Annotated in this window: 23 protein-coding genes and 3 pseudogenes; 12 read left to right on the forward strand and 14 right to left on the reverse strand. The window is 64.9% G+C overall.

Going from position 1 to position 22,673, the window contains the following annotated elements; translation table 11 throughout:
- The first annotated feature begins 168 nt into the window (after nucleotides 1-168).
- From AC0IX7_RS10575 to AC0IX7_RS10610, 8 genes and pseudogenes are all read left to right on the forward strand, one after another.
- Nucleotides 169-894 (forward strand): peptidylprolyl isomerase, encoded by a 726-nt coding sequence (locus tag AC0IX7_RS10575; RefSeq protein ID WP_471811792.1) that lies wholly within the window; start codon nucleotides 169-171, stop codon nucleotides 892-894.
- 7 nt (nucleotides 895-901) lie between these two features.
- Nucleotides 902-1,927 carry a tRNA preQ1(34) S-adenosylmethionine ribosyltransferase-isomerase QueA gene (gene queA / locus AC0IX7_RS10580; RefSeq protein WP_471811794.1) on the forward strand — a complete coding sequence of 342 codons (1,026 nt, stop codon included), beginning with the start codon at nucleotides 902-904 and terminating at the stop codon, nucleotides 1,925-1,927.
- Between the two features lie 8 nt (nucleotides 1,928-1,935).
- Nucleotides 1,936-2,391 (forward strand): EF-hand domain-containing protein, encoded by a 456-nt coding sequence (locus AC0IX7_RS10585; protein WP_471811796.1) that lies wholly within the window; start codon nucleotides 1,936-1,938, stop codon nucleotides 2,389-2,391.
- Nucleotides 2,392-2,464: 73 nt separating this feature from the next.
- Nucleotides 2,465-3,543 (forward strand): annotated as a pseudogene (gene tgt, locus AC0IX7_RS10590) (tRNA guanosine(34) transglycosylase Tgt).
- Entirely contained in the window at nucleotides 3,540-3,737 is a 198-nt protein-coding gene (locus AC0IX7_RS10595; protein WP_197978314.1) for a hypothetical protein, read from the forward strand. Before tgt ends, AC0IX7_RS10595 begins: the two are co-directional and overlap by 4 nt.
- An 8-nt stretch (nucleotides 3,738-3,745) precedes the next feature.
- Complete coding sequence (locus AC0IX7_RS10600; protein WP_471811798.1) at nucleotides 3,746-5,515, forward strand: M16 family metallopeptidase; 1,770 nt, start codon at nucleotides 3,746-3,748, stop codon at nucleotides 5,513-5,515.
- Nucleotides 5,512-6,570 carry a M16 family metallopeptidase gene (locus AC0IX7_RS10605; protein WP_471811800.1) on the forward strand — a complete coding sequence of 353 codons (1,059 nt, stop codon included), beginning with the start codon at nucleotides 5,512-5,514 and terminating at the stop codon, nucleotides 6,568-6,570. The genes AC0IX7_RS10600 and AC0IX7_RS10605 overlap by 4 nt, the downstream gene beginning before the upstream one ends.
- A 479-nt stretch (nucleotides 6,571-7,049) precedes the next feature.
- Nucleotides 7,050-8,012: a cell wall hydrolase gene (locus AC0IX7_RS10610; protein ID WP_471811802.1), complete on the forward strand. Its 963-nt coding sequence runs from the start codon at nucleotides 7,050-7,052 to the stop codon at nucleotides 8,010-8,012.
- A gap of 622 nt (nucleotides 8,013-8,634) precedes the next feature.
- On the opposite strand, the gene AC0IX7_RS10615 is transcribed toward AC0IX7_RS10610, so the two are convergent.
- The 5 genes and pseudogenes from AC0IX7_RS10615 to AC0IX7_RS10635 all read right to left on the reverse strand — a co-directional run bounded on the left by AC0IX7_RS10615 (nucleotide 8,635) and on the right by AC0IX7_RS10635 (nucleotide 11,760).
- Nucleotides 8,635-8,862 (reverse strand): hypothetical protein, encoded by a 228-nt coding sequence (locus AC0IX7_RS10615; RefSeq protein ID WP_471811803.1) that lies wholly within the window; start codon nucleotides 8,860-8,862, stop codon nucleotides 8,635-8,637.
- Nucleotides 8,863-8,966: 104 nt separating this feature from the next.
- On the reverse strand, nucleotides 8,967-9,179 hold the full coding sequence (locus AC0IX7_RS10620; protein ID WP_031394996.1) for a cold-shock protein: 213 nt from the start codon (nucleotides 9,177-9,179) through the stop codon (nucleotides 8,967-8,969).
- 278 nt (nucleotides 9,180-9,457) lie between these two features.
- Nucleotides 9,458-9,871 (reverse strand): glycine zipper 2TM domain-containing protein, encoded by a 414-nt coding sequence (locus AC0IX7_RS10625; protein WP_471813841.1) that lies wholly within the window; start codon nucleotides 9,869-9,871, stop codon nucleotides 9,458-9,460.
- Nucleotides 9,872-10,162: 291 nt separating this feature from the next.
- Nucleotides 10,163-10,390, reverse strand: a pseudogene (locus AC0IX7_RS10630) (DUF3597 family protein); the annotation flags it as partial.
- 1,037 nt (nucleotides 10,391-11,427) lie between these two features.
- Entirely contained in the window at nucleotides 11,428-11,760 is a 333-nt protein-coding gene (locus tag AC0IX7_RS10635) for a hypothetical protein (RefSeq protein ID WP_471811805.1), read from the reverse strand.
- A gap of 106 nt (nucleotides 11,761-11,866) precedes the next feature.
- On the opposite strand from AC0IX7_RS10635, the gene AC0IX7_RS10640 reads away from it, so the two are divergent.
- The 3 genes from AC0IX7_RS10640 to AC0IX7_RS10650 all read left to right on the forward strand — a co-directional run bounded on the left by AC0IX7_RS10640 (nucleotide 11,867) and on the right by AC0IX7_RS10650 (nucleotide 12,757).
- Nucleotides 11,867-12,100, forward strand: a complete 234-nt coding sequence (locus AC0IX7_RS10640; RefSeq protein WP_471811807.1) for a DUF433 domain-containing protein — start codon at nucleotides 11,867-11,869, stop codon at nucleotides 12,098-12,100.
- Nucleotides 12,101-12,144: 44 nt separating this feature from the next.
- Nucleotides 12,145-12,420: a DUF5615 family PIN-like protein gene (locus tag AC0IX7_RS10645; protein ID WP_471811808.1), complete on the forward strand. Its 276-nt coding sequence runs from the start codon at nucleotides 12,145-12,147 to the stop codon at nucleotides 12,418-12,420.
- Nucleotides 12,421-12,541: 121 nt separating this feature from the next.
- Nucleotides 12,542-12,757: a BrnA antitoxin family protein gene (locus AC0IX7_RS10650; RefSeq protein ID WP_471811810.1), complete on the forward strand. Its 216-nt coding sequence runs from the start codon at nucleotides 12,542-12,544 to the stop codon at nucleotides 12,755-12,757.
- A gap of 87 nt (nucleotides 12,758-12,844) precedes the next feature.
- Here AC0IX7_RS10650 and AC0IX7_RS10655 read toward each other — a convergent pair whose 3' ends face one another.
- The 3 genes and pseudogenes from AC0IX7_RS10655 to AC0IX7_RS10665 all read right to left on the reverse strand — a co-directional run bounded on the left by AC0IX7_RS10655 (nucleotide 12,845) and on the right by AC0IX7_RS10665 (nucleotide 17,224).
- Nucleotides 12,845-13,324: a hypothetical protein gene (locus tag AC0IX7_RS10655; RefSeq protein ID WP_471811812.1), complete on the reverse strand. Its 480-nt coding sequence runs from the start codon at nucleotides 13,322-13,324 to the stop codon at nucleotides 12,845-12,847.
- Between the two features lie 554 nt (nucleotides 13,325-13,878).
- Nucleotides 13,879-16,775: pseudogene (gene uvrA / locus AC0IX7_RS10660) on the reverse strand (excinuclease ABC subunit UvrA).
- Complete coding sequence (locus tag AC0IX7_RS10665) at nucleotides 16,769-17,224, reverse strand: hypothetical protein (protein ID WP_471811814.1); 456 nt, start codon at nucleotides 17,222-17,224, stop codon at nucleotides 16,769-16,771. Before AC0IX7_RS10665 ends, uvrA begins: the two are co-directional and overlap by 7 nt.
- Here AC0IX7_RS10665 and AC0IX7_RS10670 point away from each other — a divergent pair.
- Complete coding sequence (locus tag AC0IX7_RS10670; RefSeq protein ID WP_471811816.1) at nucleotides 17,223-17,522, forward strand: hypothetical protein; 300 nt, start codon at nucleotides 17,223-17,225, stop codon at nucleotides 17,520-17,522. The two genes, AC0IX7_RS10665 and AC0IX7_RS10670, sit on opposite strands and share 2 nt — an antisense overlap.
- 154 nt (nucleotides 17,523-17,676) lie before the next feature.
- Here AC0IX7_RS10670 and AC0IX7_RS10675 read toward each other — a convergent pair whose 3' ends face one another.
- The 6 genes from AC0IX7_RS10675 to odhB all read right to left on the reverse strand — a co-directional run bounded on the left by AC0IX7_RS10675 (nucleotide 17,677) and on the right by odhB (nucleotide 22,627).
- Nucleotides 17,677-18,393 (reverse strand): GGDEF domain-containing protein, encoded by a 717-nt coding sequence (locus AC0IX7_RS10675; protein WP_471811817.1) that lies wholly within the window; start codon nucleotides 18,391-18,393, stop codon nucleotides 17,677-17,679.
- The gene (locus tag AC0IX7_RS10680; RefSeq protein WP_471811819.1) at nucleotides 18,311-18,838 is read right to left on the reverse strand and encodes a hypothetical protein; all 528 of its coding nucleotides are present in this window, start codon (nucleotides 18,836-18,838) and stop codon (nucleotides 18,311-18,313) included. Before AC0IX7_RS10680 ends, AC0IX7_RS10675 begins: the two co-directional genes overlap by 83 nt.
- Nucleotides 18,839-19,375: 537 nt before the next feature.
- A complete protein-coding gene (gene lpdA, locus AC0IX7_RS10685; RefSeq protein WP_471811821.1) occupies nucleotides 19,376-20,770 on the reverse strand; it encodes a dihydrolipoyl dehydrogenase in 1,395 nt (464 codons plus the stop codon).
- The gene (locus tag AC0IX7_RS10690; RefSeq protein ID WP_471811822.1) at nucleotides 20,763-21,125 is read right to left on the reverse strand and encodes a DUF5615 family PIN-like protein; all 363 of its coding nucleotides are present in this window, start codon (nucleotides 21,123-21,125) and stop codon (nucleotides 20,763-20,765) included. Before AC0IX7_RS10690 ends, lpdA begins: the two co-directional genes overlap by 8 nt.
- On the reverse strand, nucleotides 21,103-21,420 hold the full coding sequence (locus AC0IX7_RS10695) for a DUF433 domain-containing protein (protein WP_471811824.1): 318 nt from the start codon (nucleotides 21,418-21,420) through the stop codon (nucleotides 21,103-21,105). Before AC0IX7_RS10695 ends, AC0IX7_RS10690 begins: the two co-directional genes overlap by 23 nt.
- The gene (odhB, locus tag AC0IX7_RS10700; protein WP_471811826.1) at nucleotides 21,380-22,627 is read right to left on the reverse strand and encodes a 2-oxoglutarate dehydrogenase complex dihydrolipoyllysine-residue succinyltransferase; all 1,248 of its coding nucleotides are present in this window, start codon (nucleotides 22,625-22,627) and stop codon (nucleotides 21,380-21,382) included. Before odhB ends, AC0IX7_RS10695 begins: the two co-directional genes overlap by 41 nt.
- Nucleotides 22,628-22,673 lie beyond the last annotated feature (46 nt).

Below are 22,673 nucleotides of genomic sequence, written 5' to 3' on the forward strand. Positions count from 1 at the left end.
TGGTCCAGAGGTGGTGGCTCAAGCTGGCCTACCACCCCAGCCCCTCCCTTTCAGGGAGGGGAGCAGTTCGGCGTACTCTGCCCCCGCACGTTCAGATTGGCGCAAGCCGGGAATTGCTCTAAGTGGCGGCAGCCTGGTTGCGCCGGGCCTCTTGCGAGTGGGAATTTGATGCGCTTTTTCGTCGGAATGTTCGCGTTGCTCGGGTGCCTGGTCACGGTGCCGGTCGCGGCGCAGAAGAAGGATGTCGTGGCAGCCCCTGCGCGCCTGACGCCGCCGCTCACGACCGATACACAGAATCTGCTGCTGCTCGACCTGTCGACCGGTGGCCGCGTGACGATCTGGCTGCGGCCCGACGTCGCGCCGTTGATGGTCGAGCGGATCAAGACGCTCACGCGCCAGCATTTCTATGACGGCCTCGCGTTCCATCGCGTGATCGACGGCTTCATGGCGCAGGGCGGCGATCCCAAGGGCGACGGCACCGGCGGATCGACGCTGCCCGACGTGAAGGCGGAGTTCAATTACCTGCCGCACGTCCGCGGGGCCGTCTCGGCTGCACGGTCGGACAAGGAGGACAGCGCCAACAGCCAGTTCTTCATCGTCTTCCAGCCGCGCCTCAGCCTCGACAAGAAATACACCGTGTTCGGCCGCGTGATCGACGGCATGCAGTATGTCGACGCGATCGAGCGCGGCGAGCCGCCCGCGAACCCGTCGCGGATCGTCCATGCCTATATCGCGGCGGACAATCCTCCGGCGTATGTCGCGGGCCCGCCTGCCCCGGCGCTCGGCGCACCGGTTACGTTGCCGGGTACGGCGACCGGTCCGGATGCGGCCAAGCCCAAGCTCGCACCGGCTGCCCGCAAAGCGCAGGTCAATAAGGCTCCTGTAAAGAAGTGATCTCGCGTTGAACGTCGACCTTTTCGACTTCGACCTGCCGACCGACAACATCGCGCTCCGCCCTGCGGCGCCGCGCGATGCTGCGCGGATGCTGGTGCTCGAAGGTGATCACACCACGGATGCGGGCGTGTCGGACCTGCCTTCGCTCCTGCGGCGTGGCGACATGCTCGTGTTCAACGATACGCGGGTGATTCCGGCGCAGCTCGACGGGCAGCGCGGCGATGCCAAGATCGGCGCGACGTTGCACAAGCGCGAGGGACCGCGACGGTGGCGTGCATTCATCCGTAATGCGCGGCGGCTGCGCGATGGCGACGTGATCGAGTTCGCCAACGGCGTCAGCGCCGCGGCGGTCGATCGCGAGGACGACGGGAGTTACGCGCTGGTGTTCGCGGGCGACGAGCCAATCGAGCTGCTGCTCGAACGCGCGGGGCACATGCCCCTGCCCCCGTATATCGCCGGCAAGCGCCCGACCGACGAACGCGATGCGGACGATTACCAGACGATGTTCGCGTCCGAGCCGGGTGCGGTCGCGGCTCCGACGGCGGCGCTGCACTTTACGCCGAAGCTGGTGGCGGCGCTCGATGCGGCGGGCATCGGGCATGCCACGCTGACGCTGCATGTCGGCGCGGGGACGTTCCTTCCCGTGAAGGCGACCGATACGACCGAGCACAAGATGCATGCCGAATGGGGTCGGATCGATGCCGCCACCGCCGATCGGCTCAATGCGGTTCGCGCGAACGGTGGTCGTGTGATCGCGGTCGGGACGACGTCGCTGCGGCTGATCGAGAGTGCGACCGGCGAGGACGACGTGATCCGCCCATTCGATGGCGACACCGCGATCTTCATCACACCAGGGTATCGGTTCCGTGGGATCGACGGGCTGATGACCAATTTTCACCTGCCGCGATCGACGTTGTTCATGCTGGTGTCGGCGCTGATGGGACGCGAGCGGATGCAGGCGGCGTATGCGCATGCGATCGCTGAAAAGTATCGTTTCTACAGCTATGGCGACGCCTCGCTTCTGCTGCCATGACAGGCGGCATGCTGCTCGCTCTAGCTCTGCTCCAGGCCATTACCGCCGCCCCGCCGCCCGCGGGGACGCCACAGCCGCCCGCAACGATCTTCGCCGAGCCCGCGGCCATGTTCATCGCCGCTTGCGATGCGAATGGCGATGGCCGCGTGACGCAGGCCGAGCTGACCGCGTGTGTCGCGCGAAGCTATGCCACCGCCGAGGGCGCGGCGACGGGGTCGATCGGGTACATCGCCTATGCCGATTGGGCGCAGGCGTGGCTGGGTGATCGCAACGCGTTGCCGAGCCCGTTCGAAGTCGATCGCGACGGCGACAATCGGATCACGCTCGCCGAATTGCAGACGCGGTTCGCGCAATTCTTCGCAAGGTTCGACCGCGACAAGGATGGCATGCTGACCCGCGCCGAACTCATCACCATCCGCGGCGCGCCGGTCGGCGATCGCTACGGCATCCGCAAGAAACGCTGATACCATGACCCGCCCTCGCTTCGACTTCACCATCTCCGCCACCGACGGCAAGGCGCGCACGGGCGTCATCGCGATGCAGCGCGGCGACATCCGCACGCCCGCGTTCATGCCGGTCGGCACCGCGGCGACCGTCAAGGGGATGAAGCCCGCGGACGTGGTCGGTGCGGGCGCGGACATCATCCTCGGCAACACCTATCACCTGATGCTGCGACCGGGCGCCGAGCGGGTCGCGCGACTTGGGGGCTCCACGCGTTTTCGGGCTGGTCGAAACCGATCCTGACCGATTCCGGCGGCTATCAGGTGATGAGCCTCGCCGATCTCACCAAGCGCTCCGAGGAGGGCGTGTCGTTCAAGTCGCACCTCGACGGCACGCGGCATCTGCTCAGCCCCGAGCGGTCGATCGAGATCCAGCGGCTGCTCGGCTCGAACATCGTCATGGCGTTCGACGAACTGGTGCCGACGACCTCGACGCGCGAGGTGCAGGCGGCGGCGATGGAGCGATCGATGCGCTGGGCGAAGCGGTCGCGCGCGGCATTCGATAGCGGCGAAGATCATGCTGAGAACAATGCGATCTTCGGAATTCAGCAGGGTGCGCTGAACGAGGGATTCCGGAAGTCCTCGGCGGATGCGCTGATCGATATCGGTTTCGACGGCTATGCGGTCGGCGGACTGGCGGTCGGCGAGGGCCAGGAGGCGATGTTCGGCTGCCTCGACTTCGCGCCGGACCAGCTCCCGGTCGACAAGCCGCGCTACCTGATGGGGGTCGGCAAGCCGGACGACATCGTCGGTGCGGTCGAGCGCGGGATCGACATGTTCGACTGCGTGATGCCGACGCGGTCGGGGCGTACCGGCCAGGCGTTCACGCGCACCGGCCCGATCAACATCCGTAACGCGAAGTTCGCCGAGGATATGGGGCCGCTCGATCCCGCCTGCCCCTGCCCGGTCTGCGCGACCTGGGGTCGGGCGTATCTGCATCACCTCGTCCGGTCGGGCGAAATGCTTGGCGCAATGCTGATGACGGAGCATAACATCTGGTTCTACGAAACGCTGATGGCAGACCTGCGGGCGGCGATCGCCTCGGGAACGCTGACGCAGTTCGCGAATGATTTCCGCGCGGTGTATGCCCGGAAGAGTGAAGGAGAGCCCAAGTGACCATCAAGATCGATAGCGATACCCCGAACGAGATCCTCGCCGCCGCGAAGGAGGCGAAGCTGCAGGCCGAAGCCGCCGCGCACAACGCCGCCGAGAAGGCCAAGAGCTGGCCGCTCGCGAAGATCGGACTGGGCGTCGGGATCGGCTCGGCGGCGATCGCGGGCGCGGTGCTGTTCGCGAACCGCAACAAGTAAGGACCTCCATGCGCCTCCTCCGCTCCGCTTTGCTGCTGACCGCGGCATGTCTTCCCGTGGCGGCGGTGGCGCAGACCGCTCCCGCACAAGTTTCGGTCAAGCCGATCGCCTATACCGAGCGCACGCTGCCGAACGGCCTGCGCGTCTATGCGATCCGCGATACCGGTACGCCGAACGTGTCGGTGCAGGTCTGGTACGATGTCGGTTCGAAGGACGACCCCAAGGGCAAGTCCGGGTTCGCGCACATGTTCGAACATCTCATGTTCAAGTCGACGCGCAACCTCGTGTCGGAGCAGATGGACCGGCTGACCGAGGATGTCGGCGGGTATAACAACGCGTCGACCAACGACGACTATACCAATTATTACGAGGTGATCCCCGCCAACCACCTCCAGCGGCTGCTGTTCGCGGAAGCCGACCGGATGGCGAGCCTCGTCGTGGAGCCCAAGAGCTTCGGGTCCGAGCGCGACGTCGTGAAGGAGGAATTGCGCCAGAGCACGCTCGCTCGGCCCTACGGCAAGCTGTTCTCGCTATATTATCCGGCGCTCGCTTATACCGCGCACCCCTATGCGCGGGGGACGATCGGCAGCCTGGAGAATCTCGAGGCGGCCGGAATCGATGACGTTCGCGCGTTCCATGCGACCTATTATCGGCCGGACAATGCCATCCTGGTGGTGTCGGGCAATTTCGATCCGGCACAGTTGAACGGCTGGGTCGATCAGTATTTCGCCAAGATCAAGAAGCCGGCGGCGGCAATTCCGCGCGTGACGGTGGCCGAGCCGGCGCGAACCAAGGCGGTGACGCGCACCGTGTACGAGCCGAACACGCCGTTGCCTGCGGTGCTGGTCAGCTATCACGTGCCTGCCGACCGCGATGCGGATAGCGCGGCGCTGACCGTGTTGAACGCGGTGCTGGCGACGGGCGAGAGTTCGCGGCTGTACGAGAACGTGGTGTACCGCGACCAGGTCGCGCAATCGGCGGAGGCGTTCCTCGATACCAAGCAGTCGACCGGCAATCTGGTGGTCTATGCGATCATGGCGGGCGGCAAGACGGCCGAGGCGGGTGAGGCCGCCTTGAAGCGCGAGATCGCGCGGTTCAGGGATGCACCCGTGAGCGCGGCCGAACTGGCCGAGGCGAAGAACGAGATCCTGACCCAGTCGATCCAGTCGCGCGAGACCGCTGAGGGCAAGGCGAGCACGCTCGCCGCCGCGGTGTTGATCGATGGCGATCCGCAGGCGGCGGACAAGCAGCTTGCGGCGATCGCGCGGGTGACTGCGGCGGATATCCAGCGGGTGGCGCGAAAATATCTGGGCGAGAACCAGTCCGCGACGATCCGCTACATGCCGATCGCCGACAAGCCTGCGACCGGCGTTGCCGATACGATCGCGGTGGCGCCGACCGTCCAGGTCGCGGAGCTGAAGGCGCCTGCGGATATCGAGATCGTGACGCCTGCGCCCGACGGCCAGGGCGTGCAGCCGCCCGCGCCGAGCGCGCCGGTGTCGCCGACGATCCCGCAGCCGGTAGAGGTTCGCCTGGCCAACGGCATGCGGCTGGTCACGGTGGAGCGGCACGACCTGCCGATCGTCACCGCCTATCTGGTGACTGCCGGTGGTGCGGCGACCGATCCGGCGAACCGCGCCGGCGTGAGCAGCCTGGCCGCGGAATTGCTTACCAAGGGGACCAGGACGCGCTCGGCAACGCAGATCGCGCGGGCGATCGAGGGCTTGGCGGCGCGATCGGCAGCGCGGCGGGCAGCGATGGCGCGTCGGTCGACGTGACGGTGAAGTCTGATCAGCTTGCGCCGGCGATGGCGATCCTCGCGGACGTGGCGGTCAACCCGGCCTTCGCCCCCGAGGAAATCGAGCGAGCGCGCACGCAGCAGGTCGATGCCGTCACGCTGGCGCTTAAGAACCCCGCGCAGGTCGCCGGGCTCGTCGCGGACCGTGCGGTGCTCGGCGGATCGCCTTATGGGGCACCGATCGGGGGGACGCCCTTGTCGTTGAAGGCCATCACCCGGCCCGATATCGCCGCGGCCTATGCACGGAGTTTCCAGCCGGGCCAGGCAACGCTGATCATGGTCGGCGACGTCACCGCGGCGCGTGCGAAGGCGTTGGCGGAGGCGCAGTTCGGACGCTGGCAATCGGCTGGCGCAGCGCCGGCGAAGGCGCCCGAGGTCGTGTATCCCAAGCCTCGCGTGATCGTCGTCGACATGCCCGAGGCGGGTCAGGCAGGCGTGGTCGTCGCGCGGCCGGCGATTGCCCGGAACGATGCGCGCTATTACCCGCTGGCGGTCGGCAACACCGTGCTCGGCGGTGGCTTTTCGTCGCGGCTGAACCAGGAAATCCGGATCAAGCGCGGGCTTGCCTATGGCGCGAGCAGCGGGCTGGATGCGGGCAAGACACAGGGGACGGTCGCCGCGCGGACGCAGACCAAGAATCCGACCGCAGCGGAGGTCGTGACGCTGATCGCCGCGGAGATGGCGCGGCTGGGGTCGGCGCCCGTGCCCGCCGCCGAACTGGATACGCGCAAGGCCGTGCTGGTCGGTAATTTCGGGCGCGGAATCGAGACGACGTCGGGCGTTGCCGGTATTCTCGGCGCGTATGTCCAGAACGGCGTGCCGCTGGGCGAATTGCAGCGCTACACCGGACAAGTCGGCGCAGTCGATCCGGCGGCGGTGCAGGCGGCGGCGGTCGCGTTGCTCGATCCGAAGGCGGCGAGCATCGTCGTGGTCGGCGACGCCAAGCAGTTCATCGAACCGCTGCGCAAGGCGTATCCGAACGTGGAAGTGATCCCCGAGGCTGCGCTGAAACTGGATACCGCAACCTTACGGTAAGCCATCGGTGCTAAGCCGATCCGTGCCCCGACGGCCGATCGTGATCCGGAAGGGCATGACGCGTCGGTGGTAACGGCAGGGAAGGATATGTGAGATTATCGTCCTTCCCCTGTCGAGCCACGCATACCGAACCAGAGCAATGGGCGTTCTATGTTTTGGTACGGAGCAAGGCAGAAACCGCTCCGTCACCCCGGACTCGTTCCGGGGTCCACGGTTCCGCAAGCCCGAGTCCCTCGATCTTGCGGCACCGTGGATGCCGGAACCAGTCCGGCACGACGGAGAAAAGAATTGATTGGCGTTTAAACTGAATGTCGATCGGCCCCAGCCAGCTCCGTCCCGCGGTGGGACAGCCGAAATTCGGACGGGATCGGCCCGTGGAAATCGGCTATTCGATAGCATTGTTCAAGTGTGTGAGCATTCCGCTCATTCCGGCATCATGAGGTCATAGCGTGCGCGTTCGGGTGCAGACGGTTCGGCTGATGCGTCGCATCTGGTTGGCGATGGTCGCCACGGTGCTGGTGATCGGCGCCGGCATCTCCGCGCACGCGGCTCTCCGGGGCATTTCCGCGCGCAATGCTGCGCGCGATCGGGCGATGGTGGCGGCGGATACGCGCGCAGTGTCGAACGCGATGCCGTCTGTCGATCAGGAAACCGCGGCGCCAGCGGCTGGCGTGACGGGGACGATCGACCTGCCCGATCTGCCGATCCCCGCGGGCGCGGTGCTGGATGCGGGCGTCGTGCCCGCACGGCCGTTCTCGATGGCGGGCGCGTCGGCACTCGACCGTGACCGCGCGCTGCAATGCCTCACGGCCGCGATCTATTACGAAGCCGCCTCCGAGTCCGACGCCGGGCAACAGGCGGTGGCGCAGGTCATCCTCAATCGCGCGCGCCACCCGGCGTTTCCGGGGACGGTGTGCGGCGTGGTGTATCAGGGATCGGAGCATGCCGGCTGCCAGTTCAGCTTCGCCTGCGACGGTGCGCTCGCCCGTATGCCGGCGCGGGCGGCGTGGGTGCGCGCGGCGCGAGCGGCGGGGATGGCGCTGGCGGGCTATGTCTATGCACCCGTCGGGCTGGCGACGCATTATCACACCTATGCGGTGACGCCGGCATGGAACCGGGCGCTGGTGATGACCGACGTGGTCGGCGCGCATTTCTTCCATCGGTGGAAGGGGTATTGGGGCACGTCCGCCGCGTTCAATCAGCGCTATGCGGGCGGCGAGCCGGTGCCGGGGCCACATATGACGTTGCCCCCAGTCGCGCCGCCGACACCGCAGATGATCGCTGCGGCTGGGGCAGCGGCGGTCGCCGTTCCGGTGCCGGTCGCGCTTGCGGAGGTTAAGCCGGTGTCTGCCAAGCCAGCCGTGCCGGTCGTGACGGATATGCTGCCACCGGAATCGCAGATCCTCGATCGGTGGAAGGATTCGGGGAAGCCGTTGAAATAGGTGCCGGTATCGGGCTAGTACCTTTTCACCCTGCCACTCCGGGTAGGGAAAGATGCCCTTGCTCTGACGCGAGCACCGGTTGGATCAGGCCGGACGAAGAGTTTTTGCACGCGGAGGCGCAGAGGACGCGGAGATGGTGCGCTCGGGGGCCCCTACCCGACGTGCATGAGCAGATCGACTTTGGATTTGGTCTTGCAACCCAGAGTGACTCGACAGTGCGCAGGACCTTCAGCCAGGCGCAGAGCAGCTCCAACCGACAGAGCGCCGCACATCTCAGTGTCTTTCCCGCGCAGGCGGGGATCCCTGTTGGCAGGTTTCGGCGAACAGTCTTGGACATCTGAGGATATGGGTCCCCGCCTCCGCGGGGATGACCAGGGATCGTAAAGTTGCTCAGGCTCCTTGTGGCAGCGCGGCGCCAAAGCCGTGCAACTTCGCAAGATGTAGAATGCCGAAGCGCCGGTGTTTGATCACTGGCGGCTCGGCTGAAGCCTCCGCGCTCTCTGTGTCTCCGCGCGAACCCCTTCATCTTCGACCGAGGTCCAATGCATCGACGCGCAAGAAAAACCCGAGCGCATCGCTGCACTCGGGTTTCATTCAATGCGATCTGTAGTCGACGGTTCGCCTATTCGGCGGGGACCATCGACGGGGTGCCGATCATCATGCGTTCGCCACCGGGGGCGGCTTCGCGCGCGGCGCGGAGGATCTGGGTGCGTTCTGCGCGCGAGGCCATGTCGTCCCAGGCCTTTTCGGCGCGGCGGCAGCGATCACGAACATTGTCGAGTTGCGCAGCATCGCCGTTGCGACGCTCTTCATCAGCGCGGGCCCGGTAAAATTCTGGATTATCGGCCATGCTGGTGCGCTCCTGCGAGAGAATTAGATAGAGTTGGTGCGGCGATCCGAAGACCGCCGCACCGCAACCGAGATCAGGCGGCGGACCGAAATCCGCCAGCGAGATCAATCGGCTGGCTGGAGGTTCACGGCCGACTGCTTGCCGCGCTTGTCGGGCTCGAGCTCGTAGGTGACGCGCTGGTTCTGGTTCAGCGTCGGCATACCGGCGCGCTCGACTGCGGTGATGTGCACGAAGGCATCATTGCCGCCGCCATCCGGCGCGATGAAGCCATAGCCCTTGTCGGCGTTGAAAAACTTGACGGTTCCGGTGATAGCCATGAGGTGGCTCCTTCTTAGTAGAGAGTAACCCGACGTTCGGGCGACTCGTGCCGCGGAGCAGGGAAAGAAGGAGAAAGGTGCCGCAAAGCGCCAAGAACCGTCGATATGCGACTGTAGCTGAGCACTATATGGGCCAAGACCGCCGTAATTGCAAATCTTGCCGGTAAAATGGGTCAAGAACTGCGTCGATTACCGCACATATTATTTTTACGCGCACCGACCGAGACATCCATAATTTGAAACGACCGGCGCCGATATTTCGGCGCCAGTCGAGCAATTTAGCGGCAGCGGGTGTCGTTGCTGGAGCGATCGACCGCACGTCCGGCAAGCGCACCGCCGGCCGCACCGAGGACGGTGCCGAGCAGCCCCGAGCCGCCAGGCGCAATGACGTTGCCGAGGACGCCGCCCGCGACTCCGCCGACGATCAGCCCGGTGGTGCCATCGTTGCGGCGGCAGTAATAGCGGCCGTCGTTACCGCGATAGATACGCTCGTTGCGCGACAGGCGGCGCTCGCGATAGCGGCGGTCGTCGCGGTAGTAACGGCCGGCGTCGTAGCTGCCATAGGCAGGATCCGGCCGGTTATAGTCGTAGGACCGATAACGCGGGTCGACGCCGTAGCGGCTGCCCCCGTCGCCGACGCAGCCGGCAACCATGGTAGAGGCGGCCAGCAGGCCCAGCATCGCAACGCGCATTTCGTGTCCTTTCAGAGAGTTGGTACTGAAAGCGTAATGATCGGCGCCGACATTTGGTTGCCGGCGCCGAAACGGCCTTAGTCCTTGAGGTTGGCAGGCACCGTGCCGCCGTTCTTTTCCAGCTCGCGCATCACGGCCTTGATCAGCCACATGTTCATTTCGGCGCTGCCGTCCTTCGCACCGGTGTAGCCGAGCTCGGTGGCGAGTTCCTTGCGGTTGTCGAGGCTCGAGATCGAGATCGAGCAGCTTCATCAGGTCGACGATCGAGGTGCGCCAGTTGAGGTCGGAACCCTTCTTCGCAGCGATACCCGAGAGGACGGCCTCGACGTCGACCGCCTGGGCGGGTGCGGCCTGTGGGATCGGCGCGGCGGGCGTCGGCGTCGGCTGGGCGGCAGTGGTCTGCGGCGCGGGGGTCTGGGGTGCGGGGGCGGGAGCCGCCTTGGGCGTGCCGAAATGACCGCTGCCGAGCGGGCCCTTCTCACCAAAGATAGCGGACTTGATCTTGCTGAAGATGCTCATGGGGGTCTCCGTCGATTAGAGTGACGGCGGGAGAACGCCCGATCCGGGATTTGGGTGCAGGCCCGGCGAGCCGCTGCGGCGGATCGTCCGCGCGCTGCGACTGGGCGGGATTGGCTTCGGCGTCGCCTGTCCGTTGCGGATCGGGCTTGGGCGCGGGTTCGGGTCCGGGTTCGGGTTCGCTGTTGCGCGAGATTGGCGGGCTGGCGTGGGAGCGTGCTCGACCTTGGACTTTCGCGCAGGGCCGAGCATCGGCCATCGCGCGGAGCCCGTCGGAAGAGCGGTCATCTGCGCAGGGTCCTGGCGAGTGCTGTCTACGGTCGCGGTAGGCGGCGACCTCGGGCGCGACCGGGATGCGGCGGCGTCGACATTCGCTTGTTCTGCGAGGACGTAGCGGTCGGGGTCGCGGAAGGTGTGGGGGGATTGGAGTTTCGTAGCGAGGCGCGACGGTGTCCGCGCGACGTGGCTGCGGGGCGGCCGAATAGCGTGCCTTCGCCATGATCGATCCTCGCCTGACAGCAGGACCGATCGGGTATGCCGGATCGAAATGTGTAGGACAGCGGTCTCGGCCCCTCTTACCATCCCGTCATCCCGACGAAAGTCAGGATCCACGGGTATCAGATGTATCGTTCGAGGCTCTGGATCCTGACTTTCGCCAGGATGACGGCGTAGAAGGGGTGACGGCTGGCTCAGCAGCGGGGTGTGGAGCGAAGGCATGCCACGGCGCTTGGCAGAGGGGCGTGGCGCGGGCGCGCTCGCAGGCGCCCCCCGTCATACCGGGCTTGTTCCGGTATCCACCATTCCGCGTGACCGCCGCTATCGGGTGTGAGGAACCTTGGACCCCGGAACCAGTCCGGGGTGACGGGGCGGCGTCAGTATCGGGATCGACCGAGAGATTGTCCTATCCTCCCCCGCCAGGGGAGGTGGCACCGAAGGTGACGGAGGCGGAGGACACGGAACCTGCGTTGTCCTTGCCTCCCCCTCCGTCTGGCAAGTGCCAGCCACCTCCCCCTTGCGGGGGAGGATCAGGAAGGCCCGCCTCAGCCGAGCGTCGAACCGCGCTCCGCGGCGAATGACGGCGCCGGGCCGGTGGCGGGGCGGAGCGACTCGCGCTCGGCCTTGGTCGGGACGGCGGTGGGATCGGGGCGGAAGGCCTCCGGCGCGCGATCGTCGGCACCGGGGCGCGGCTTGTCGAGCGCGAGATCGGGCGCGGCATGCTCGGCGGGGTTCTTCTTCGAGCGCAGGAAGACCGCGAGCAACGCCCCGCCCAGGCCTATCGCCGCGGCGCCAATCGAGAGCGCGTTGCGGCCGAACGTTTTGGGCTTCGGCTTCCGGTTGGACTGGTGGGGATGGCGATGGTCGAAATTGGGCATGGAGTTCGTCCGGTGTTGTTGGCTCGGGAGACTCAACGGGTCGGGACGCTGGGGTGTTCCGCTGACGAGGCTTGACGATACCACCTGTCCGTCGCACCTTCCCGCCATGACGCTCGCCGGCTTTCCCCGCATCTCGATAGACCCCGGCGTTTGCGGCGGTCGGCCCGTTGTCACGGGCACGCGTGTTCGGGTTACCGACGTTCTCGAAATGCTGGCTGGCGGCGCGTGTATCTCGGAGATCGTTGCCGACTTTCCCTATCTAAGCGAAGCCGATGTGCAGGCGACATTGCGCTATGCGGCAGCGACGACCGATCATCCGGTGGTGCTGGCCGCCGAATGAAGTTCCTCGTCGATGCGCAGCTACCTCCGGCTTTGTGCAGGTGGTTGCGCGATCGCGGCGAGGACGCGACGCATGTTTCGGAGATCGAGATGCTTGCCGCGAGCGATCGGGCCATCGCCGCCCGTGCCGAGGTGGACGGATCGGTGCTGGTGAGCAAGGACGACGATTTCGGCTATCTCCGGCACCCGGACCGGTTCGCTCTGTTGTGGCTGCGCTGCGGCAACGCGTCCAATCGTGCGTTACTCGCATGGCTTGAGCCGAGATGGGATCAAGTCGCGTTGCTACTTCGGAACGGCGAACGGCTTGTGGAAGTTCGCTGAGAAGATAAGTTCTAGGACAAGGAACGCCGCCGCGTCGCACCGCGCCTAGAATGACGAGGACACGCCAGCGTAGACCGACGAACGGCTCGAGCGCGGCGAAGTAGCAGTCGGCGGCAAGGTGGTGCGGCCGGCGAACGGAACGCTCACGCAAGCAGGGCGGCCGCCGCTGAGCGACGCGGCCAAGCAGCAGGTCACGTTGCGGCTCGATCCGGACGTGCTGGCGAAGTTTCGCGAGGGCGGGCCGGGGTGGGAGGGGCGCATCAATGCAGCGCTACGGGCGGCGGTCGAACCTAGAAATGGCATTTGGATAACGGCGCAAATCTTGACGATCAGGTAACGACATAGGCGAAGATATTGTTCGACTCAATCGCCGCTGTGCATAATGTCGACGCGGCAGCAAGCATCGATGCGAAGACGTTCCATATCAAATTTCAGATACTGATTTTACCGTACCGTCAATTCCGGATTTTTTTAACGCCAATTCAATACTTTTCACGGCCACATCAGACGCTGGCTTGCCAAATGACACAATAACCCTGCCGCCCCCCAAATCTGTCCCAAAGAGACTAGATTCGTCCAAAATCGCTGCAATCAATGCATCTGCGCTGTGCAGATCCTGGTCGAATTCAACTAAGGCACCGGACATTGCCCTTTTTTGAATCACTTTCTGCGTCAGCGTAGCCGGATCTTTAATCACGAGTTTTTCTCTAGCACTAATAGTATCAAGACGAGCGGAGATTGCGTCCAACCTCTTCTCGACAAGCGTCTCAAACGGAACTGCTCTTCCCGACACATCAAGAAAATCTATTTCGACATCCTTTAGAAACGGCTCATATTTTCCAGCATCAAAGGCTTTATACTTCTCGATGATAGACAACTTGAGCTCATCGAAAAATTGCTCCATATCTATTATATTCAAATCACTTGGGTAAAATAGCGTTTGAAAGTCCTTAATATCGAATGGAATGACGCTACCGTTTTGGGCAACTACAATTGTAGGTTTTTTGACGTCAACCTCATTCCAAGCTCAAGCATTACATTGGGATTTAAATCACTAATGTCGCAAACTAAAATTGACACTGAGAATAGATTGCTCAATATACGAGGCGTAATTCTGTCAACGGAAGACCCCTCCCAAACATTTTGGGGGATAAATCCTGCGCCAACAATCACACGATGTATGAGCTGCTGAACACGAAGCCAGTGAATCGTTTCATGTTGTGCGGTTTTCGAGATTGGCATAACAACGCCACAAATATTTCGGGCTATGGCGACCTCACTTGTAGAATCATCGCCAATATCTGTGTTTTTTGGCTTTGTCATACGCCCCAACTCGCACCTAGATCAATCGGAATGACGATAGAAACCGCCAGCATTCACTTCCGGTGAAAGTATATGCCTTTTTAAATATCTCGATAGCCCTGACAAAGCATGTCCTATGTCGGAGCCATGCAAATACTAATCCATAGCCTCTAACACCCGCTTCTCCAGCAATGGCGCAAGATACTTCCCGTGAAGCTGCCCTTCGCCTTCGCCACCTTCTCCGGCGTGCCTTCGGCGACGATCTCGCCGCCCTTGACGCCGCCTTCCGGGCCCAGGTCGAGGACCCAGTCGGCGGTCTTGATGACGTCGAGATTGTGTTCGATCACGACGACCGTGTTGCCTTGCTCGACCAGCGCGTGGAGGACTTCGAGCAGTTTGCGCACGTCCTCGAAGTGGAGCCCGGTGGTGGGTTCGTCCAATATATACAGCGTGTTGCCGGTGGCGCGGCGCGAGAGTTCCTTGGCGAGCTTGACGCGTTGCGCTTCGCCGCCCGAGAGCGTCGTCGCCTGCTGGCCGACCTTGACGTAGCCGAGGCCGACCTCGACCAGCATCGCCATCTTGTCGCGGATCGGGGGACCGCCTTGAAGAACTCGGCGGCGTCCTCGACCGTCATGTCGAGCACGTCGGCGATCGAATGGCCCTTGAACTTCACCTCGAGCGTCTCGCGATTGTAGCGCGCGCCGTGGCAGACGTCGCAGGTGACGTAGACGTCGGGGAGGAAGTGCATCTCGATCTTGAGCACGCCGTCGCCCTGGCACGCCTCGCAGCGGCCGCCCTTGACGTTGAAGCTGAAGCGGCCGGGCTTGTAGCCGCGCGCCTGCGATTCCGGCAGGCCGGCGAACCAGTCGCGGATCTGCGTGAAACTGCCGGTGTAGGTGGCGGGATTGCTGCGCGGGGTGCGGCCGATCGGCGACTGGTCGATGTCGATGACCTTGTCGAGATACTGGAGGCCGGTGATCTTGTCGTGCTTGCCCTGGACGATGCGCGCGCCGTTCAGCTCGCGCGCGGCGGCGGCATAGAGCGTGTCGATCGTGAAGCTCGACTTGCCCGAGCCGGAGACGCCGGTGATGCAGGTGAAGGTGCCGAGCGGCAGGCTGGCGGTGACGCCGCGCAGGTTGTTGGCGACCGCGTTGTGGACGGTGAGCTTCTTGCCGTTGCCCTTGCGCCGCGTTGCCGGGACGGGGACTTCGCGCGTGCCGTTGAGATAGTCGGCGGTGATGCTGCCCTTCGACTTGAGGATCTGCTTCAGCGTGCCCTGCGCGACGACCTGGCCGCCGCGGACGCCGGCGCCGGGGCCCATGTCGATGATGTAGTCGGCGGTGCGGATCGCGTCCTCGTCATGCTCGACGACGAGCACGGTGTTGCCGAGATCGCGCAGACGGCGGAGCGTCTTGAGGAGCATGTCGTTGTCGCGCTGGTGCAGGCCGATCGAGGGCTCGTCGAGGACGTAGAGCACGCCGGACAGGCCGCTGCCGATCTGGCTCGCGAGGCGGATGCGCTGGGACTCGCCGCCGCTCAGCGTGCCAGAGGTGCGGTCGAGGTTGAGGTAATCGAGGCCGACATTGTTGAGGAAGCCGAGCCGCTCGACGATCTCCTTGAGGATGCGTTCGGCGATCGCGTTCTGCTGGTCGCCGAGATGCTGCGGCATGTCGGTGAAGAACTGGAGCGCGTCGACCACCGAGAGATGCGTGGCGTAGGAGATGTCCTTCATCGCGATCTTGACCGCGAGCGCCTCGGGTTTCAGGCGCGCGCCACCGCGAGACCTCGCAGGGGGCCGCGGACTGGTACTTGCTCAGTTCCTCGCGCATCCAGGCGGACTCGGTCTGGAGCATGCGGCGGTTGAGGTTGCCGATGACGCCCTCGAACGGCTTGGAGACGTCGTATTTCTTCTTGCCGTCGATGAAGGTGAGCGTGACGGGCTTGCCCTTCGAGCCGTGCAGGATGGTGCTCTGGACCTCCGGCGGGAGGTCGCCCCACGGCGTCTCGATGTCGAACTTGAATTCGCGCGCGAGGCTGCCGAGGACCTGCATGTAATACGGGCTCGGAGGGTTGGATTTCGCCCAGGGGACGACCGCGCCCTTCTTGATGCTGAGCATGTGGTTGGGGACGACCAGGTCTTCGTCGAACAGCAGCTTCTCGCCGAGGCCGTCGCAGGCCGGGCACGCGCCCTGGGGGCGTTGAACGAGAACAGGCGCGGCTCGATCTCGGAGATGGTGAAGCCGCTGACCGGGCAGGCGAACTTCTCGCTGAAGACGATGCGGCCGTCGGGGGCGTTGTTGCCGAGGATTTCGGACTTGGGGTGTGGGGTTCGACCGGGTCGGCGGGGTCGACATAGGCGAGGCCGTCGGCGAGTTTCAGCGCGGTTTCGAACGATTCCGCGAGGCGCGTGGCGATTTCGCCGCCTACCACCAAGCGGTCGACGACGACTTCGATGTCGTGCTTGTACTTCTTGTCGAGCGCGGGGGCTTCGTCGATGTCGTGGATCTCGCCGTCGATGCGGACGCGCGCGAAGCCCGCCTTCTGCCATTCGGCGAGTTCCTTGCGGTACTCGCCCTTGCGACCGCGGACGACGGGGGCGAGCAGGTACAGGCGCGTGCCCTCGGGGAGCGCCATGACGCGGTCGACCATCTGGCTGACGGTCTGCGCCGCAATGGGTTCGCCGGTGGCGGGGAGTACGGGATGCCGACGCGCGCCCAGAGGAGGCGCATATAGTCGTAGATTTCGGTGACGGTGGCGACGGTCGAGCGCGGGTTGCGGCTCGTGGTCTTCTGCTCGATCGAGATGGCGGGGCTGAGGCCCTCGATGTGGTCGACGTCGGGCTTTTGCATCAGTTCGAGGAACTGGCGGGCATAGGCGGAGAGCGATTCGACGTAACGGCGCTGCCCTTCGGCGTAGATCGTGTCGAAGGCAAGGCTCGACTTGCCCGAGCCGGACAGCCCGGTGATCACCGTCAGCGTGTCGCGGGGGATGTCGATGTCGACGTCCTTGAGGTTGTGCTCGCGCGCGCCGCGTACGGAAATCTTGGTCAGCATGAGGCGGTCTGTTCCATATTTGTTCGGATGCGGCAAGCCTTGTACGGCGCCGTCAGGTCGGTTGCAGAGATGGGTAACGCGGGTGCTTGGCGAAAGGGGGCATTGTGGCGCGGCCCGGTGATACTTACATGGTGTATTGGATAAGCAATACAGTTCTGGAGCGTGACATGGGCAAGAAGAAGGACGAGCGGAAACGGCGCGAGCGCGAGGTCGAAATCGACATGCGGGCAACCGGGCACGATGCGGGCGCGCGGGACGACGACGGGCACAAGCGCCACAAGCATGACGGTGGCAAGCATGCCGACCACAAGCATGGGGGCGCCAAGCATGAGGGCGGGGCACCGTTCGCCGGGATAGCCGCGACGATCGCGCGGCAGATGGGAACGCCGGTCGGTCGGCAGATGATCGCGGCTGGGCTGATGGCCGCGGCGACTGCGATTTCGAAGCATGACGCGAAGCCGAGCGTGCGACCGACCCCGCCGACGCCCCTGCCCCGCCTGTTCCACCTCTGCCCGACCCGCTGCAACGTCGGAGCCGACCGCTGCGAAGATCGAGCCGGATGCGGGTACAGATGCGGGCAAGTCGTCGGGTACCGGGCCGTTTGCTGGCGACACCGCCGAACTGCCTCGCAGCGAGACGAACGCGCTGCCGCCCGAGTTCGCCAAGGTGATCGATTCGGTCACGGTCGGGCTCGAACGGTTGTTCGTCGGGTTCGGGCGACCCAAGGATACGCCGCCTACGAAGTGACGGGACTTGCGTCAGATATCGAGCATGCTCTGGCGCGCTTACCCCGATGGATGAAGCTTTCCCGTCACCACTTCCAAAACGCGGCCTTGGTTGATTTCAAGCAAGGCCGCGATTTGACGCCGATATCGCGGTTTCCCATCGACAGGGCGTCGTGTCAGGCGGCTCTGGAATAGGGTTCGGACGTGCGGCGGCGGTCGCCCTTGGCGCGGTACATCGCTTGGTCTGCCCGCGCGATCAGGTCGGCAAGGGGTTGCCGGGCGTGGTCCTCGATCAGGCCGATGCTGACGCTTGGCGCGGAATCCGACGGGCAATACTGGGTCATGGTCCGGGCAAACTGGCTGGCGATGCGGTTGGCGATCGCGCCGGCCTGGTCCGCCGGGACGTCCGGGAGCAGGCCGAGAAATTCGTCGCCACCACAGCGGACGAGATGGCCATGTTTGCCGAGCGTTTCGTGGGCGATGTCGGCGAGCGTGCGCAATGCGGCGTCACCGGCCGCATGGCCCTGGGCGTCGTTGAGCGTCTTGAAGCGATCCACGTCGAGCATCATCACCGCGAGGCGGCGCGGCGCGTGGCGGCCGGTTAAGGTGCCGGCGATCCGGTCCAGCCCTGCGCGATTGAGCGCGCCGGTTAGCCAGTCGCGCTCCAATTGGTCGCGCAGGGCGTTCTGGCCGCGCTCCGCCTGGAGAATCAACAGCGCGAAGGCGCGGAAGATGATGAAGGCGATCTGGCCAGCGGCGAGCCAGGCGGCGAGATCGTCATGCACGCCGGTCAGACGCGTGCCGATATGGTCACCGCAGGCCAGCCATGCGCGACCCAGAAACATCGGTACGGTGACCGCGAACAGTGCGGCGACGATCCAGCCGGTCTGCAACGATCTCGCGCCGCGCCAAGCGGACCGCGGCAATCACGACGACGATATCGAAGCCGGCACGAACGGTGCTGAGATAGGCAACGCGAAAGTGGAAATACGCGGGGTCATCGCTGACGATCAACGGGGCGGCGAGGACGGCGGCGATCGCGAGCAGCGGTGCCAGGCGCGCTTCGGGACGGGCGAACCGTAGGACGGCGCCGGCGATCAGCGCATACCCGATCGCGGCAGCCGGGTTGCCCGCGTTCGGCGCCCACGCGACGCCGATACTGTCGTTCAGAACCGCCATCATCGTGCCGAACCCGACGACGAGGTGGCCGCCACCCCATAGCGCCGCCCAGCTGCCGAACCGGCCGGTTGCGACCGTGATGAGATGGACGAACCCTGCGACGAGCATGCCGAGCGCGGCGATCACGTAGAGGGTAGTAAGATCGAGCGCCACGGACACCTGCTTGTTCGTTCGTTTCGTGGGCTAATAGGCTGGCTTTGCTAAGGATTCGTTTGGGTTGGGTGGAGCGACGGAAGTTTGCGTTCGGGGTTTGGTATGCGTGCGGGTTCACGCGAGCGGTCGTTGGCTCCACAGGCCTCGCCGTGAATCGCGCGCCACTTTGCCGCGCTCACCCGTCCTTCGCATGTCGTTCCGGCGGATGCGGGGACCCATGGTCGCCGACCGGGTTATGATAGTCCTATCTCGCCGGGTTCACCGCGACCGTGGGTCCCGGCGTTCGCCGGGATGACGGATTGGGGGCGGCGGGGCGTTCCGGATGGTCTTGAGAGGGGTGCGGGGCTTGAAGTGAGATGCGGTTGGCGCCGGTGCGTCCTTTGTCCTGTGGACGCAAAGAGGGCGCCGGTGGGTTACCACCCGCGCCCTCTCAAAATTCAGCTTAGGCTTGGCTTGGCCGGACAGGGGCAAAGCCCCTGTCGTCGGACGGCGCTGGAGCGCCGCCGGCCGGGCAAGCCGCTTTGAATCCATATCTAGCTAATGCTAGATATGGATGGGCTTGCCCTGTACCGCCATAGCCGCTTCCTTGATCGCCTCGGCATGCGTCGGATGCGCGTGGCAGGTGTAGGCGATGTCCTCGCTGGTCGCGCCGAATTCCATCGCGATGGCGGCTTCGGCGATCAGCGTTCCCGCCAGCGACGAGACGATCCAGACGCCGAGGACGCGGTCGGTCTTGGCGTCGGCGATGATCTTCACGAAGCCGTCGGTGTCGCGGTTGGTCTTGGCGCGGCTGTTGGCGGCGAACGGGAACTTGCCGACCTTGATCTCGGTCTTTTCCTTGGCCGCCTCTTCCGTCAGGCCGACGCCGGCGATCTCCGGCATCGTGTAGACGACGCTCGGGATGACGTCCTCGTTGACGATTCCAGTCTGGCCGGCGATGTTTTCCGCCACTGCGACGCCCTCGTCCTCGGCCTTGTGCGCGAGCATCAGGCCGGGGATGCAGTCGCCGATCGCCCAGACGCCATCGACCTTCGTGCGGAAGCTGTGATCGGTCTCGATCTGGCCGCGCTTGTTGAGCTCCAGGCCGATGGCTTCGAGGTTGAGGCCGTCGACGTTCGCCTTGCGCCCGATCGAGACGAGCACCGCGTCGGCGGTCAGCGTCTCGGATGCGCCACCGGCGGCGGGCTCGACGGTGACGGTCGCGACGCCGTTATCGACGGTCACGCCGGTGACCTTGGTCGAGAGCTTCAGCTCCATGCCCTGCTTCTTGAAGAGCTTGGCGGTCTCGCGACGGACTTCGCCGTCGAAGCCGGGGAGGATCTGATCGACGAACTCGACGACCGTGACCTTCGCGCCGAGACGACGCCAGACCGAGCCCAGTTCGAGACCGATCACGCCGCCGCCGATGACCACCATGTGCTCGGGGACCTTCGGCAGCGCGAGCGCGCCGGTGCTGTCGACGACGGTGGTCTGGTCGACCTCGACGCCGGGGAGCGGCATGACGCTGGAGCCGGTGGCGATGACGATGTTCTTCGCGGTGACCGTCTGGCCGTTCACGTCGACCGTGTGCGCGTCCTGGAACGCGGCCTTGCCCTTGAGCCAGGTGACCTTGTTCTTCTTGAACAGGAATTCGACGCCGCCGGTGAGTTCCTTGACAGCTTTGGCCTTCTCGGCGTGCATCTGGTCGAGGTTGAGCGTGACGCCCTGGAAGTCGATGCCGAACTTGGTGAGGTGGCCGCCCTTGGCCTCCTCGTAGATTTCGGAGGCGTGGAGCAGCGCCTTGGACGGGATGCAGCCGACGTTGAGGCAGGTGCCGCCGAGCGTGTCGCGCGATTCGGCGCAGGCGGTGCGCAGGCCGAGCTGCGCGGCGCGGATCGCCGCGACGTAACCGCCGGGGCCCGCACCGATCACGAGGACGTCATAGTCGTAGTCAGCCATTGTCTTTGCTCTTCGCTGGGAGGGGAACAGCGCGGTCACGCTTCGTCCCGATGACAGTCATATGGCCATTGCACGCCTCGAATTCGAGTAGCGGCAACAACCGCGGAAGGATGTGTTCGACGTTATCCGGCTCGAACCGGACATAGATGATGCCGGGCGGCGGGGTCGCTTGCTTCAGGAAAACCAGTTCACCGAAATCACGATCACACGTAATTAGGAAGCGATCGTCGGCGACCGCATATGCGAGAATGATATCGTCTTTCTCGTCGGGTAAAATGACCGAAGCACGTACGACATCGTGTCCGGCTGTACTCAGAACGCGAGCGATGCGGCTACCGATGTTCGCATCGCACATCAGCCTCAAGCCGCGCGTGCCCGACCGATCGCGACATAGCTTTCGTCGTGCATGAGATCTGCGGCAAACAAGGCGGCGGCGCGGAGGTGCTCGGAAAGCACCCCGGATATTCTTCCGCGATCTGGTCATAAGACCAACCCGCACCGACCAGCTTCAGGACGCGTTCCACGGTATAGCGCGTACCCCGAAAAACGGGCTTGCCGCCCATGATGCCGGGGTCCGAGTGAATGTGGTCGCGCCAGTCCATTGCTACCTCACAGGTCGATAAGAATCCGCGTCGGATCCTCGATAGCATTTTTCAGCGCCACCAGGAACGTCACGGCTTCGCGGCCGTCGATCAGGCGGTGGTCGTAGCTGAGCGCGAGGTACATCATCGGGCGTATGACGATCTGGCCGTTCACCACGACCGGGCGCTCCTCGATGCGGTGGAGGCCGAGGACCGCCGACTGGGGCGGGTTGATGATCGGGGTCGACATCAGCGAGCCGAACACGCCGCCGTTCGAGATCGTGAAGGTGCCGCCCTTCATCTCGTCCATTTTCAGCGCGCCTTCCTTGGCGCGCTTGCCGAAGTCGCCGATCGTCTTCTCGATCGTCGCGACCGACATCTGGTCGGCATCGCGGATCACGGGGACGACGAGGCCGCCCGGCGACGAGACCGCGACCGAGATGTCGGCGTAATCGTGATAGACGATGTCGTCGCCGTCGATCGATGCGTTGACCGAGGGAATATCGCGCAGCGCCATGGTGGCGGCCTTCACGAAGAAGCCCATGAAGCCGAGGCGGACGCCGTGCTTCTTCTCGAACAGGTCCTTGTACTTGGCGCGCGCCTCGATCACCGCGGTCATGTCAACGTCGTTGAACGTCGTCAGCATCGCCGCCGTGTTCTGCGCTTCCTTGAGGCGCTTGGCGATCGTCCGACGGAGGCGCGTCATGCGGACGCGCTCTTCGCCGCGGCCGGATGCGGCGGGCGCTGCTGCCGGTGCGGGGGCTGCGGCAGGAGCAGGCGCGGGCTTGCTCGATGCAGCCGCGGTCACGTCTTCCTTGGTGATGCGACCGTCGCGGCCGGTGCCCTTGACGGTGCCGGGGTCGACGCCGTGCTCGAGCACCGCGCGGCGGACCGACGGGGAGAGTGCGGCGGGGGAGTCGCTGGTGCCGGCGCCGGACTGGTCGCCGTAGCCTGCGCCGGACTCGTCCTTGGCAGGAGCAGCGGCTGGCGATGCCGTCGCAGCAGGTGCGGGCGCAGGGGCCGACGCGGCGGCGCCGTCGCCTGCGTCGATCGTGGCGAGCATCGCGCCAACCTGCACGGTGTCGCCGACGGCGACCGCGTGCTGGCCCATGACGCCGGCGACCGGCGACGGGACCTCGACCGAGACCTTGTCGGTCTCGAGGCTGGCGATCGGCTCGTCGACCGCGACGGGCTCGCCGGGCTGCTTCAGCCACTCGCCGAGGGTGGCTTCGGTGATCGATTCACCCAGGACGGGGACGGTGACTTCGGTTGCCATGTTTGCTTCTACCTCTTCAATCCCCGCACGGGCGGAGATGCAGGAA

Source organism: Sphingomonas sp. AC411, assembly GCF_979253035.1.